Consider the following 14,443-nt stretch of genomic DNA (forward strand, 5'->3'; position numbering starts at 1 on the left):
GCGGCGATAATACGCGTTTGACGTCTCCGGCCACCCGGCCGGAGACGCGGCAACCCATCGGATCAGCATGCATACTCCCGTCACGCCCGGCCTCCTCATCCTGCATGGCAACCAGCTGGAACAGCTGCGCGCCGCCGTCTTCCAGTGGCTGCGCCAGCATCCGCTGGCGCCCCTGGAAACGGATATCTTCCTGGTGCAGTCGAACGGCGTGGCCGAATGGCTGAAGATCGCCCTGGCCGAGGAGATGGGGGTGTGCGCCGCCACGCGCATCGCGCTGCCGGCGCGCCTGCTGTGGGAAAGCTACCGGGGCATGCTGGGGCGCGAGCGCGTGCCGCGCGTGTCGCCGTTCGATAAATCACCGCTGACGTGGCGTTTGATGCGCCTGTTGCCGTCCTTGCTGGCCGACCCGGTCTTCGCGCCGCTGCGCTACTTCCTTGCCGATGGCGACAGCGAGCGCCGGTTGCAGCTGGCCGAGCGCCTGGCCGACTTGTTCGACCAGTACCAGGTCTACCGCGCCGACTGGCTGGCCGACTGGGCGGCGGGGCGCGACCAGCTGCGCACGGCCCGCAATGAAACCATCGCACTGAAGGACGACCAGCGCTGGCAGGCGCAGTTGTGGCGCGCCGTGGGTAGCGACGTCGAGGCTTTCGAGCGCGACACGGGCCGCGCCGACATCCACGACGCCTTCCTGGCGGCGATTGCCGCCGGCGATGCGCCTGTCGGCAAGCTGCCGCGCCGCGTCGTGCTGTTCGGCGTGTCGGCCTTGCCGTACCAGACCTTGCAGGCGCTGGCCGCGCTGGCGCGCTACACGCAGGTGGTGCTGGCCGTGCCGAATCCATGCCAGTTCTACTGGGGCGACATCATCGACGGGCGCGACTTGCTGCGCGCGCAAAACAAGCGCCAGCGGCAGCGCAACGGCACCGACCTGGCGCAAATCCCGCTCGAAGCGCTGCATGCGCACAGCCATCCGCTGCTGGCCAGCTGGGGCAGGCAAGGGCGCGATTTCATCCGTATGCTCGACGAGTTCGACGAACACGCGCAAGCCGAGGGGCGCGACGACAGCCTGCGCATCGACCTGTTTGGCGAGGAAACGGGCGAGACCCTGCTGCAGCAGGTGCAGGTGGCCATCCGCGAACTGCGCCCGCTGGCCGAACACGAGCAAACGCCGCCCGGTGCGGCCGACCGTTCGATCGAATTTCACGTGGCGCACAGCGTGCAGCGCGAAGTGGAAGTGCTGCACGACCAGCTGCTGGCCATGTTCGCGCACAGCGTCGAAACGGGCCTGCGCCCGCGCGACGTGGTGGTGATGGTGCCCGACATCGACACCTTCACGGCCGCCATCCACGCCGTCTTCGGCCAGTACCGGCGCAATGACGAGCGTTTCATCCCGTTCGAGATCGGCGACGTGAAGGACCGCAGCGTCAACCCGCTGCTCGTCGCGCTCGAGTGGCTGCTGCAGCTGCCGCAGCAGCGCTGCCGCCAGAGCGAAGTGCGCGACTTGCTCGACGTGCCGGCGCTGGCGGCACGTTTCGGCCTGCAGCCGGACGACCTGGCCACGCTGGGCGCCTGGATCGAAGGGGCGGGCGTGCGCTGGGGCCTGGACCAGGAACACCGCGCCGGCCTGGGGCTGGGTGCGGCCGGGGAACAGAATGCGTGGATCTTCGGCGTGCGGCGCATGCTGCTCGGCTATGCCAGCGGCAGTGGCGCCAGCTTTGGCGGCATCGAACCGTATGCGGAAGTGGGCGGCCTCGATGCGGCGCTGGCGGGCTCGCTGGCGCAACTGGTCGAGGCGCTGCTGCACTGGCGCACGGTGCTGGCCGGCGCGCGCACGCCAGCCGAGTGGGGCGTGCAGGCGCGCGCGCTGCTGGCCGCTTTTTTCGACGCCGACGACGAGGGCGACCGTTTGACCCTGGCGCAGCTCGAAGGCGCCTTGCAGGGCTGGCTGGAAACCTGCGAACACGCGGGCTTCATCGAGCCGGTGCCGCTGTCCGTGCTGCGCGTGGCGTGGCTGGGTGCGCTGGACGAGCCCACCCTGAACCATCAATTCGTCTCCGGCGGCGTGACTTTCTGCACCTTGATGCCGATGCGCGCCGTGCCGTTCCGCGTGGTCTGCCTGCTGGGCATGAACGATGGCGACTTCCCGCGCCGCGCGCAGAAGGCCGATTTCGACTTGCTGGCGCTGCCCGGCATGGCGCGCCCGGGCGACCGTTCGCGCCGCGACGACGACCGCTATCTGATGCTCGAAGCCCTGCTGGCCGCGCGCGATAAATTGTACGTGAGCTGGGTGGGGCGCAATGTGCGCGACAATTCCGAGCAGCCGCCGTCCGTGCTGGTATCGCAGCTGCGCGATTACCTGGCCGCCGGCTGGTCGCTGGACCGGCACCTTGTATCGTTGACCACCGAGCATGCGCTGCAGCCGTTCAGCCGCCGCTATTTCGAGGCCGATGGCTTGCTCACGTATGCGCGCGAATGGCGTGTCGCGCATGCCGATGCGGATGCGCAGGCCGAGGAACTGGCGCTGGGTCCTTACGAGCTCGATCCCGGCACCCGTCTGAAGCTGGGCGAGCTGGCCAGCTTTTTGCGCCAGCCCGTCAAATACTTTTTCCGCCGCCGCTTGAGCGTGTATTTTGCCGATGCGGCCATGCTGGGCGAGGATGAAGAGCCGTTCGGCCTGAATGCGCTCGAGCGCTATCTGCTGGAAGACACCATGCTGGACGACGGCGGCGCCCTGGAAGCGGCGGATGACGTGCGCGCCAGCCTGGAAGCGCGCGCAGCGAAGCTGGCGCGCGAAGGCGTGCTGCCCATCGGCTTGATCGGCCAGCAAGTGCAGGCGCAACTGGTCGAGGCGCTGGTGCCCGTGCGCAGCGCGTGGCTGTCCTTGCGCGCCTCGTTCCCGTACGCGGCTGACAAGCGCGCCATCAACTTGCCGTTTGGCGAAGTGCAGATCGACGACTGGCTCGACAAATTGTGCAGCAACGGGCGGGAAACGGCTTGGCTGATGCAGATTTCCTCGAAGGTGACGGACAAGGCGGGCCTGGCGCGCGGCGACAAGCTGATGCTGATGTGGCTGCGCCAGCTGGCCGCCGCCGCCCTCGGCTTTTCCGTCACCGGCTACCTGGTGGCGCGCGACGCCATCGTCAGCATGGCGCCGCTCGATCCGGCCGCTTCGCGCGCCGCCCTGGCCACCTTGCTGGCGCTGTGGCGCGAAGGCATGAACCATCCGCTGCCCACGGCGTGCAAGACGGGGCTGGCGCTGGTACAGCAGGGTGATCCGCGCGCCGTCTACGATGGCGGCTTCGATATCTCGGGCGAGCGTGATGAACTGTGCCTGGCGCGCTTGTGGCCCGAGTTTTCCGCGCTGGCCGCCGAAGAAGCGTGGCAGGACTGCACGCGGGAGCTGTATGGCCCGCTGGCCGACTGGCTGCAAGAACACATCACCATCGACCCGATCAGCGCGCCCGATGACGGCGCGGGAGAAGAACAATGACGAGCCATCTGCTCAACCCCCTGGCGTTCCCGCTGCACGGCTCGCGCCTGATCGAAGCGTCGGCCGGCACGGGCAAGACCTGGACCATCGCCGCGCTGTACGTGCGGCTCGTGCTGGGGCATGGCGACGACGACAGCCGTTTCACGCGTCCCCTGCTGCCGGCCGACATCCTCGTGATGACATTTACCCGCGCCGCCACGCGCGAATTGTCGAACCGCGTGCGCGAGCGCCTGATCGAGGCGGCTGCCTATTTTCGCCACGAATTTGGCATTGGATCCGGCGGCAGCGATCCGTTTCTCGACGCCTTGCTGGAGTCCTATCCGGACGAAAGCGAACGGCAAAAGGCTGCGCACCGGTTGATGCTGGCCGCCGAGACGATGGATGAAGCGGCCATTTTCACCATCGACGCCTGGTGTCAGCGCATGCTGCGCGAGCACGCGTTCGACAGCGGCAGCCTGTTCGACGAAGAGCTGGTCAGCGACGAGCAAGCCCTGTTCGAGGATGCGGCCCACGATTACTGGCGCCAGCAAGTCTATCCCTTGCCGCCGCAGGCACTCGACGTGCTGCTGGCCTGCTGGTCCGACGTCGGGGCGCTGAAGAAGGGCGCGCGCGAGCTGGCGCGCCGCGCGGATATCATGGGCATGGCCGACGAAGAACCGCTATCTGCCCTGATCGCGCGCGAACAGCGGGTACTGGCCGCGCAGCTGGCCACCCTGAAGGCGGGCTGGGTCGAGCGCGTCGACCAGATGGCCGCCTGGATCAACGACCACCGCGCCGCCAATCCCAAGTGTTTTAACGGCGTCAAGATGAAGCCGGACAATCTGGCGAAGTGGTTCGACGGCTTGCGCAAGTGGGCGCAAGACCCGCTGCTGCTGCTGCCGGCCATCACGGCCAAGGCGTGGGAACGCTTGACGCCGTTCGGCATCGAAGATGCGTTTGCCAAGAGTTTCTCGGCGCAGGTGCCCGAGTGCTTCGCGCATACGGAGGCGCTGGGGATCGCCCTGGCCGCATTGACGCCGCTGGCGCACAAGCTGCACCTGCATGCGGCGGCGGCCATCGCGCGGCGCATGGATCAGTTGAAGCGCCAGTCGCGCCAGTTCGGCTTTGCCGACATGCTGCAGCGGCTGCACGACGCGCTGGCCGGCGAGAATGGCGCGGCCCTGCGCCAGCGCATCATCGACCAGTATCCGCTGGCCATGGTCGATGAATTCCAGGATACGGCGCCGGCCCAGTACCAGATTTTCAACCTGCTGTACCGCATCGCCGACAACGATCCGGCGCTGGGCCTGTTTTTGATCGGCGACCCGAAACAGTCGATCTACGGCTTTCGCGGCGCCGACATCCAGAGCTACCTGGCGGCGCGCCGCGCGACGACCGGCCGCCACTACCAGCTGGGCACCAATTACCGCTCGACGGCGCCGCTGGTGGCGGCCGTCAACCAGCTGTTCCTGCACGCCGAACGCGACGAAGTACCGCTTGGTGCCTTCCGCTATCGCAAAGGTGATGACAATCCGCTGCCGTTCGAAGCCGTCGACGCCAAGGGCCGCGCCGAGCACCTGGTGAACGCCGGCGGCCCGCTGCCGGCCCTGCTGGCCGCTTGCGCCAGCGATGAAGGGCTGCGCGGCGACAGCTACCGCGAGTATTTCGCGCAGCACTGCGCCGAGCACATCGTCGCCATGCTGGGCGACCCGCAAGCCGGTTTCGATGGCCCCGACGGTTTTGCGCGCCTGCAGCCGGCCGACGTCGCCGTCCTCGTGCGCGACCGCAAGGAAGCGGCGGCCATCCGCCGCGCGCTGGCGCGCCGCCGGGTCGCCAGCGTCTACTTGTCCGACAAGGATTCCGTCGTCGACAGCGAGGAAGCGCAAGATGTGCTGCGCTGGCTGGCGGCGCTGGCCAATCCCCTCGACGGGGGACTGGCGCGCGCCGCGTTTGCCACGCGCACCATCGGCCTGTCGCTGGGCGAACTGGCGCGCCTGTCCAGCGACGAACTGGAATGGGAACGCCGGGTCGAGCAGTTGAAGGCCTTGCACCTGATCTGGCAGCGCCAGGGCGTGCTGGCCATGCTGCGCCGCTTCATCCACGAGCTGCAATTGCCCGCCATGCTGCTGCAGCAGACGGGCGGCGAGCGGCGTTTGACGAATCTGCTGCACCTGGCCGAACTGCTGCAATCGGCCAGCCGCCAGCTCGATGGCGAACAGGCGCTGATACGCTGGCTGGCCGAGCAGATCGCCGGCGAAGGCGAGGGCGGCGACGAGCGCGTGCTGCGCCTGGAAAGCGATGCGGAGCTGGTGAAAGTCATCACCGTGCACAAATCCAAGGGCCTCGAATACCCGCTCGTGTATCTGCCGTTTGCCGTTACGGCGCGCAAGGTGGATAAGCGCAACCGCAGTTTCTTCGACTATGCGGATGACAAAGGCGAACGCCGCCTCGACTTGTCGCTGTCCGACGAAGCCATGGCGGCGGTCGAGGAAGCGCGCATCGAGGAAGACTTGCGCCTGCTGTACGTGGCGCTGACGCGCGCGCGCCACTTCCTGTGGCTGGGCGTGGCCGCCCAGGCGGCGCGCAAGGCGGGCGAAAATACCTTGCACGAATCGGCGCTTGGCTACCTGCTGACGGGCGGCGACAAGCTGCCGGCGGAGCAATTGCCGTTGCGCTGGCAGCAGGTGGCGGGCGACTGCGACGCCATCTACGTGACTTCCCTGGCACAGCCCGACGCCTGCACGGTGCTCGACCGGGTCGAGCGGCGTCCTGAATTGCGTCCCGCCCCCGTGTTCGCGGGGGAATTCGAACGCGACTGGTCGGTGGGCAGCTTCACGTCGCTGACGCGCCAGATCGGCGCCGTGGCGGCCGCGCACGTGCCGCAGCGGGCGCTGGAAGAAACCCTGCTGGAAGATGGCACGGGCGTGCCCGCCGCGTCGCCACTGCAGACGGGCGACGCGCCATGGCACCGCTTCCCGCGCGGTTCCGTGCCCGGCAATTTCCTGCACGAGCAGCTCGAATGGATGGGCAGCGAAGGCTTCGACAGCGTCCACGAGGCGCACTTCGACACGCGCCTGGCCGCGCGCTGTGAGCGGGCGGGCTGGGGGCACCGCCAGGAAGACGCCATCGCCTGGCTCAGGGAAATCGCGCTCACGCCGCTGCCGCTGCTCGATGCGTCGCTGTCGCAGCTCGATAGCACCCTGTCCGAGATGGAGTTCTGGTTCCCCAGCGAGCATTTGTCCACGGGGGCGCTCGACCAGCTGTGCACGCGCCTGCTGCTCGACGGCGCGCCGCGTCCCGTGCTGCCGCGGCGCCAGCTGCACGGCATGCTGAAAGGCTTTGCCGACCTGGTCATCGAACAGGATGGCCGCTACTGGGTGCTCGACTACAAGTCGAATGCGCTGGGCGCCAACGACGCGGCCTATCACACGGCCGCGCTGGCGGCGGGCATGGCGCAGCACCGCTACGATATCCAGGGCGCCATCTACATGCTGGCCCTGCACCGGCTGCTGAAAAGCCGCCTCGGCGACGCGTACGACCCGGCCGAACACCTGGGCGGCGCCATTTTCCTGTTCCTGCGCGGCATCGCGAATGCGGACACGCATGGCTGCTACTGGCTGGCGCCGCAGCTGGAACTGCTGGACGGCCTCGATCAACTGTTAGAAGAAACGGAACACCATGCAGCATGACGCACAGATGAACGCCTTGTTTGCCCATGTCGACGGCGTCGCCGAGGATGGCCATCTGCGCCGCCTGAGCGCCGCCTTTGCCCGCTTCATCGCCAGCCTGGACGAGCAGGCGCCGGATGCGCCCGCCGTGGCCGTGGCGTGCGTGGTGCTGTCCGAGCTGGAAGGGCGGGGCCACAGCTGTTTGATGCTGGCTGACCTGGCCGGCGAACCGTCGCAGCTGCTGGGCTGGAGCGAGGAGCTGTGGCATGGCGTGCTGGCCGTTTCCGGCCCGCTGCCCGACAGCGCCGCAGGCTGGCGCGCGCTGCTGGCCCGCGCGCCGCAAGTATGGCAGGTGGATGCGCCGGACGTGCGCCAGCCGCTGGTGCTCGATGGCGACCGCCTGTACCTGCGCCGCTACTGGCGCGACGAAACCCTGGTGGGCGGGAAAATCGCCTTGCGCGCGCAGGATTTGAGCACGCCGCCGCTGGCGCAGGTGCGGCAATGGCTCGACATCCTGTTCGATCAGCCGACCCGGGACGGTGGCCCGGACTGGCAAAAGGTGGCGTGCGCCGTCGCCCTGCGCGGCAAGGTGGCCATCATCACGGGCGGCCCGGGGACGGGAAAAACCTACACGGTGGCCAGCCTTTTGACCTTGCTGTTTGCCGTCTCGCCGCAGCCGGAGCAGCTGCGCATCGCGCTGGCCGCGCCCACGGGCAAGGCGGCCGCGCGGCTGAAGCAGTCGATCGACAAGGCGCTGGAAGGCTTGGCGGCGAAGGCGGCGCGCGGTGATCAAGGCTTGCCCTTGCTGGAACTGGCGCGGCGCATGGGCGCGGCCCGCACCCTGCATAGTTTGCTGGGCGCGCGGCCCGATACGCGCGCCTTTGCCCACCACGCGGGCAATCCGCTCGAGGTCGACGTGCTGATCGTCGATGAAGCGTCGATGGTGCACCTGGAGATGATGGCGTCCGTGCTCGACGCCTTGCCGCCCACGGCGATCCTGATCCTGCTGGGCGACAAGGACCAACTGGCGTCCGTGGAAGCGGGTGCCGTGCTGGGCGACTTGTGCCACGACGCGCAGGCGGGCGGCTATACGGCCGACACCATCGCGTATGCGCAGGCGGCCAGCGGCGTGGCCATTCCACCTGCCTTTGCGGGAGCGGCGGGCGCGCTGGCGCAGCAGACGGTGATGCTGCGTCACAGCCACCGTTTCAGCGGTCCGATCGGTGAGCTGGCGCTGGCCGTGAACGGCGGCAGGCCGGATCTGGCCAAGGCCTGCTTCGCCGGCGACAGCGGCGGCCAGCTGGCGTGGAGCGTGACCGCGCAGCCGGACGAGGTGCTGCGCCTGGCCCTGCGCGGCAGGAGCGATGCGCCGGGCGGCTACCAGCCCTACCTGGAACTGGTGAATGCGGGCGAGGAGGGCTATGCGCAGCACGACGACTGGGTGCGCGCCGTGCTGCACGCTTTTGAAGCGTTCCGCATCCTGTGCGCCGTGCGCGAGGGCGAGTGGGGCGTGGCGGGCCTGAACACGGCCATCGAGCTGCGGCTGGAAAAGGAAGGGCTGATACGCCGCAGCGAATGGTATGTGGGCCGTCCCGTGATGGTCACGCGCAACGATTACGGCACGGGCGTGTTCAATGGCGACATCGGGCTGACCCTGCGCGACCCTGCGCGGCCCGGCTCCCTGCGCGTGTATTTCCTGGAAGGCGAAAACGTGCGCAGCGTGCTGGCCACGCGTTTGCGCCACGTGGAGACGGCGTTCGCCATGACGGTGCACAAGTCGCAAGGCTCGGAATTCCGCCATACTGTGCTGGTGTTGCCGCAGGAAGGCGGCGCCATGCTGGCGCGCGAACTGGTTTACACGGGCATCACGCGCGCGCGCGACTTCTTCACCCTCGTCTCGCCCACGCAGGCCGTGCTGTTCGACGCCATCCTGCGCCGCACGCAGCGGGCCAGCGGCCTAAGGGGGTTAATCGGCTGATGGCTTGACCGGGTTAGACAGGTTTCCATGTGGAAATATATGTGTTGTATTCCGAATATTGATGGAAATTGTTCCGATTTTTGTGTGAAAATGCTTTCGTAGAGAAAGTAGTGCAAAAGCACTGTTTCACGCCAATAAAATCGAAACGAGGAACCCATCATGTTGTCTTCCCTTCGCACGCGGCTGGTACTGATTTGCGTGGCCATCGTCGTGCTGTCCATGCTGGCCTTGTCGGTCGCCAATTACGTCACCACGCGCAGCAGCATGCTGGCGTCGTCTGACCAGCAGATGCAGCAACTGCTGCAAAGCCAGTCGGCCGTGCTGGCGCAATGGGTCGATGGCAAGAAAAAGGTCATGGCGTCCATCGTCATGTCCGCCGAGACGCCCGATCCGCTGCGCGCCTTCCAGATCGCGGAAAAGGCCGGCGATTTTGCGGAAGTGTTCATCGGTTACGCGGACAAGCGCTCCGTGTTTACCCATCCGGGCCGCCCGGCCGATTTCGATCCCACTGCGCGCGCCTGGTACACGGACACCGTCAAGGCGGGCGTGCCGATGCTCACGCCGCCGTATGTGGACGCGGCCAGCCACAAGCTGGTGGTGTCGTTCACGGCGCCTGTCGGGCCGAAAGAGGCGCCGAGCGGGGTGGCCGGCGCGGACGTGCTGCTCGATACGGTGATCGCCAACGTGGTGGCGATCAAGCCGACGCCGCACAGCTTTGCCTTCCTCGTCGACCAGAGCGGCACCATCATCGCCCATGCGAACAAGGATTTGAGCCTGCAGCCGGTGGCGAAACTCGATGCGGCGCTGTCGGCCGCGCAGGTCAATCGCCTGGAAAGCACGCGCACGAGCGATGCCGTGCGCCTCGATGAGCGCGACGGCAAGCTGTATGTCACGCGCGTGGCGGGCACCGACTGGCTGCTGGCCGTGGTGCTGGACCAGCAGGAAGCCATGCAAGCGTTGCAGACGATGCTGACGACGGCCACCGTCACGGCCGCGCTGCTGACGGGGCTGGCGGCGCTGCTGCTGTCGCTGCTGGTGTTTAAAATGCTCAAGCGCCTGGAACTGGTGCGCGATGCGCTCGACGATATCGCCTCGGGCGAAGGCGACCTGACGCGCCGCCTCGACGCTTCCGGCGTGGATGAACTGGCGCAGATCGCCGGCGCCTTCAATCGCTTCATCGACAAGATCGCCGCCGTTCTCGTGAAAATCCGCACGGCCAGCGAATCGGTGAAGGTGTCGTCCTCGGAAATCGCCGCCGGCAACCAGGACCTGTCGTCGCGCACGGAACAGCAAGCCAGTTCGCTGGAAGAGACTGCCGCCTCGATGGAAGAGCTGACCAGCACGGTGAAGCAGAATGCGGACAATGCGCGCCAGGCCAACCAGATGGCGCAATCGGCGTCCGGCGTGGCCAGCAAGGGCGGGCAAGTGGTGGCGCAGGTGGTCGATACCATGGCCTCGATCAACGATTCGTCGAAGAAGATCGTCGACATCATCAGCGTCATCGACGGCATCGCCTTCCAGACGAATATCCTGGCCTTGAATGCGGCCGTGGAAGCGGCGCGCGCGGGCGAGCAGGGACGGGGCTTTGCCGTGGTGGCGACGGAAGTGCGCAGCCTGGCGCAACGCTCCGCCGGCGCGGCCAAGGAAATCAAGCTGCTGATCGACGATTCGGTGGGCAAGGTCGATTCGGGCGCGCGCCTGGTCGACGAGGCTGGCGCGACGATGCAGGAAATCGTCGACAGCGTGCGCCGCGTGACCGACATCATGGGCGAGATCACGGCCGCCAGCGCCGAGCAAAGTTCCGGCATCGAGCAGGTGAACCAGGCGATCGCGCAAATGGACCAGGTGACGCAGCAGAATGCGGCCCTGGTGGAGGAGGCGGCCGCCGCCGCGGAAAGCCTGCAAGACCAGGCCAGCACCCTGGCGCAGGTGGTGGGCGTGTTCAAGCTCGATGACGGGCAGGCGCCGGCGCCTGTCAAACCGGTGGCGCGCCCACCTGTCGTGCAGCGCATCGCCAGCCGTCCTGTCGCCAAGGCGGCTGCCCGCAAGACGGAACAGTCCGAGGAGTGGGAGACTTTTTAAGTCGTGTTCAGACCCGCCGGGGCGCCAGGGTCGGCGCCATCTGCCTGGCCACCTCGAAAAAGGCGTTGGTGGCGGGCGTGTTCTGGCGCCGGTCGCGCACGGCCAGGCCCACCTTGCGGCTGACGGGCGGGTTTAACGGCAGGGCGACCAGTTCCGGATACTGCTCGCGCAAGCGCTGCGGCAGGGCCAGTTCGGCGACGATGGACAGGCCGTCGCCGCGGCTGACCATGTCGAGGATGGTGATCACCTGGCTGATGCGGTAGGGCACATGCGGCTGCAAGCCCGCGTTGGCGAACAGCGGCTCGATCAGGCAGGCGCAGCCCGCCTCGGACATGATGAACGGCCCCTCGCACAGCTGCGCCAGGGTGATGGCGGTTTCGCTGGCCAGCGCATGGCTGCGCGGCACCAGCGCCATCATCTGGTCTTCCACCAGCGGCGCCGTATCGAAACGTTCGTCGGGCAGCACGACGAAGCCGACATCGACCCGGCGTTCGCGTATCCACTGCACCACTTCATGGTCGGCGCCTTCGTCGATGCGCAGGTCGATGCCCGGATAGCGCAGGCGAAATTGCGCCGTGATGGCCGGCAGCAGATTCAAGGAAGACGTCGGGCCGAAGGAGCCGATGCGCAGGGTGCCCTGGCGCTGGCCCAGCACGTCGGCCGCTTCCTGGCGCATGGCTTCCGACAGGCCGAGGATTTCGCGCGCGCGCACGAGCAGCTGGCGGCCCACGTCCGTCAGTTCGGCCGAGGCCTGGTGGCGCACGATCAGGTCCACGCCCATCTCCTTTTCCAGCGCTTTTAATGCATGCGAGACGGCCGACTGGCTGATGCCCAGCTGCGCGGCGGCGGCGGAAAAGCCGTGCAGTTCGGCCACCAGGGTAAAAATTTCCAGTTGCGTGAAGGTCATGGTGTGGTTTTATTGAGTTATGAGTATTTGCTCATTATTTCATGAGTTGATATTAGTATTAATATATATGCACACCACCCGCCGCACAAGCGGCTTTACAGGATATCCCATGTCTTCTTCCGCCGTACCCCAGGCTCCGCTGCTCGCCGCGCAGTCGCCGCTCGTCTACATCAAACTGATCTTCGTCGCCCTGTTCTGGGGCGGCACCTTTATCGCCGGGCGCGTGCTGGCGCAGCAGATGCCGCCCATGACGGCCGCCAGCGGCCGCTTCGGCGTGGCCGTGCTGTTGCTGCTCGTGCTGGCCTGGAAACTGGAAGGGGGCTTGCCGCGCCTGGACCGCAAGCAGCTGGCAACGACGGCGGCCCTGGGCCTGACGGGCATCTTTTTATATAACCTGTGCTTCCTGGCGGCCCTGTCGCGCATGCCGGCGGGGCGCACAGCCCTGTTCGTTGCCCTGAATCCCATCGTCACGGCGCTGGCCTCGGCCATGCTGTTCCGCGAACGGCTCGGTTCCTTCAAGTGGCTGGGCATCATGCTGGCGTTTTGCGGCACGGCCATCGTCATCACGCGCGGCGATCTGGCCGGCGTGCTGCACGGCACGGGCGGCGGCATCGGCGCCGGCGAGATCTTCATGTTCTGCGGTATTTCCAGCTGGGCCGCCTATACCCTGATCGGCCGGGTCGCGCTGAAGGGCTTGTCGCCGATAGCGGCCACCACGTATGCGGCTATGTGGGGCCTGGCTTTCCTGCTGCTGGGGGCGGCCGTGGAATTTCCGACAGTGCCGTGGCACAGCTTCGGCTGGCAAGTGTGGGCCGCCATCGGCTACCTGGGCGTGTTCGGCACGGTGATCGGCTTTGTCTGGTATTACGAAGGCGTGAAAGCGCTGGGACCGTCGCGCACGGCCGTGTTCAACAACCTCGTGCCCGTGTTCGGCATCGTGCTGGCGGCGGCGCTGCTGGGCGAGCCCGTGCTCGTCTCGATGCTGGTGGGCGGCGCGGTGACGATTGCCGGCGTGGTGATGACCAACCGGCAAGCGAAGTAAGTAGCTTTCCGGTATGAAAGCACGCCTGAAAAACGTTCAGGGCAAGGCGCAGTGCCGCAGGCAGTACGCTGGTACGGCCAGGCACTGCAACGCCGCCATGGGCGTTTTCTCAGCCGTGCTTATTTTGCGCGGCGGCGTTTGGATGGCTTCGCCGGCGCCTTCTTGTGCCGGCTGACGGAAGCGCGCATCACCTTCGGTTCTTCGATGCCGTTCTCGGCCGCCAGCATGCGGCGGATGTTGACGGCGTCCATGGCGCGCACGGAATTGGCGCGCGCGTTGAGCAATATCATGGTGGCGAACTTGCCGGCCGACTTGATGCGCATGATCAGGCAGCGGCCCGCTTCATTCGTGTAGCCCGTCTTCGACAGGCCGATATCCCAGCCCTTGGCGCCCACCAGGCGGTTCGTGTTGTGGTATTCCACGTCGCGCCCCTTGATCTGGATCACGTCCTTCGAATCGGTGGTGATGCGGCTGATTTCCGGGTAGCGCGAGGCGGCCACGGCCATCTTGACGAGGTCCGCTGCCGTCGACTGGTTGTTCGGCGACAAGCCCGTCGGTTCCTCGATCACGGTCTGGTGCATGCCCAGGGCCTTGATCTTGGCGTTGACGGCCACGGCAAAGGCGGTGGGGCCGCCGGGGAAGGTGCGCGCCAGCGAGGCGGCGGCGCGGTTGTCGGACGACATCAGCGCCAGTTGCAGCACGTCGTGGCGGCTCAGCGTGGCGCCCACGGGCACGCGCGAGGTGCTGTGCTTCAAGGTGTCGACATCCTCGCGGTCGATGCTGATTTCTTCCTGCATATTGGCCTTGGAGTCGAGCACGACCATGGCCGTCATGAGTTTGGTCAGCGAGGCGATGGGCACCACCACGTTGGAATTTTTTTCAAGCAAGACTTTGCCTGTGCCGTCTTCGACCACTAGGATCGACTGGGAACCGAAGGGCACGGCGATGGCCGCTGTCGAAAGCGTCATCAGCACCGCGGCGAACATTTTTTTGAGCATGGGATTGTATGTGGGAAAGCAGTTTTGGGGCGCCATCGTGGGCGCTGCGCGCAAATCCGGAAGCGGGCCGCGCGGGGACGCGGCGTGTATCTCGGAGGCAATATTTGCCAAGCTTAAACAATACCATTAAAGATCAAGCGATGTCTACGGGATAAGGGCGCCACAGGCTGTGTAGCGGCCAATTTGACAAATAAACGGGGCTATTCTTGCCGTAGTGAAAATTGTTGCACGATTATTGATTTCGTCTTGGAAACTTCGTATTATTTCAGCAATATTGGCAGCCATGGTCCGGCAGGCGCCGC

7 protein-coding genes are annotated in these 14,443 nt (G+C 66.6%); 5 read left to right on the top strand and 2 right to left on the bottom strand.

Features of this window, described 5'->3' with window-relative positions; translation table 11 throughout:
* Positions 1-67 precede the first annotated feature (67 nt).
* The 4 genes from recC to O3301_RS00055 all read left to right on the top strand — a co-directional run bounded on the left by recC (position 68) and on the right by O3301_RS00055 (position 11,194).
* Positions 68-3,487, top strand: a complete 3,420-nt coding sequence (gene recC, locus O3301_RS00040; protein ID WP_305055135.1) for an exodeoxyribonuclease V subunit gamma — start codon at positions 68-70, stop codon at positions 3,485-3,487.
* Complete coding sequence (gene recB / locus O3301_RS00045; RefSeq protein WP_305055136.1) at positions 3,484-7,155, top strand: exodeoxyribonuclease V subunit beta; 3,672 nt, start codon at positions 3,484-3,486, stop codon at positions 7,153-7,155. The genes recC and recB overlap by 4 nt, the downstream gene beginning before the upstream one ends.
* Positions 7,145-9,112, top strand: coding sequence for an exodeoxyribonuclease V subunit alpha (gene recD, locus O3301_RS00050; RefSeq protein ID WP_305055137.1), 1,968 nt, complete (start codon positions 7,145-7,147; stop codon positions 9,110-9,112). Before recB ends, recD begins: the two co-directional genes overlap by 11 nt.
* A 159-nt stretch (positions 9,113-9,271) precedes the next feature.
* Positions 9,272-11,194, top strand: a complete 1,923-nt coding sequence (locus O3301_RS00055) for a methyl-accepting chemotaxis protein (protein WP_305055138.1) — start codon at positions 9,272-9,274, stop codon at positions 11,192-11,194.
* A gap of 7 nt (positions 11,195-11,201) precedes the next feature.
* On the opposite strand, the gene O3301_RS00060 is transcribed toward O3301_RS00055, so the two are convergent.
* Positions 11,202-12,101 (bottom strand): LysR family transcriptional regulator, encoded by a 900-nt coding sequence (locus O3301_RS00060; protein ID WP_305055139.1) that lies wholly within the window; start codon positions 12,099-12,101, stop codon positions 11,202-11,204.
* A 109-nt stretch (positions 12,102-12,210) separates the two neighbouring features.
* Between O3301_RS00060 and O3301_RS00065 the strand changes: the two genes are divergently transcribed.
* On the top strand, positions 12,211-13,143 hold the full coding sequence (locus tag O3301_RS00065; protein ID WP_305055140.1) for a DMT family transporter: 933 nt from the start codon (positions 12,211-12,213) through the stop codon (positions 13,141-13,143).
* Between the two features lie 119 nt (positions 13,144-13,262).
* On the opposite strand, the gene O3301_RS00070 is transcribed toward O3301_RS00065, so the two are convergent.
* On the bottom strand, positions 13,263-14,141 hold the full coding sequence (locus tag O3301_RS00070) for a serine hydrolase (protein ID WP_152255233.1): 879 nt from the start codon (positions 14,139-14,141) through the stop codon (positions 13,263-13,265).
* Positions 14,142-14,443: the final 302 nt, after the last annotated feature.

It is taken from the genome of Janthinobacterium sp. SUN211 (assembly GCF_030587315.1).
Taxonomy (GTDB): Bacteria; Pseudomonadota; Gammaproteobacteria; order Burkholderiales; family Burkholderiaceae_D; genus Janthinobacterium; species Janthinobacterium kumbetense.

Coding starts and splice junctions, on each gene's coding strand:
- recC (WP_305055135.1), top strand. CDS start 68: ATGCATACTCCCGTCACGCCCGGCCTCCTCATCCTGCATGGCAACCAG.
- recD (WP_305055137.1), top strand. CDS start 7,145: ATGCAGCATGACGCACAGATGAACGCCTTGTTTGCCCATGTCGACGGC.
- O3301_RS00055 (WP_305055138.1), top strand. CDS start 9,272: ATGTTGTCTTCCCTTCGCACGCGGCTGGTACTGATTTGCGTGGCCATC.
- O3301_RS00060 (WP_305055139.1), bottom strand. CDS start 12,101: ATGACCTTCACGCAACTGGAAATTTTTACCCTGGTGGCCGAACTGCAC.
- O3301_RS00065 (WP_305055140.1), top strand. CDS start 12,211: ATGTCTTCTTCCGCCGTACCCCAGGCTCCGCTGCTCGCCGCGCAGTCG.
- O3301_RS00070 (WP_152255233.1), bottom strand. CDS start 14,141: ATGCTCAAAAAAATGTTCGCCGCGGTGCTGATGACGCTTTCGACAGCG.
- recB (WP_305055136.1), top strand. CDS start 3,484: ATGACGAGCCATCTGCTCAACCCCCTGGCGTTCCCGCTGCACGGCTCG.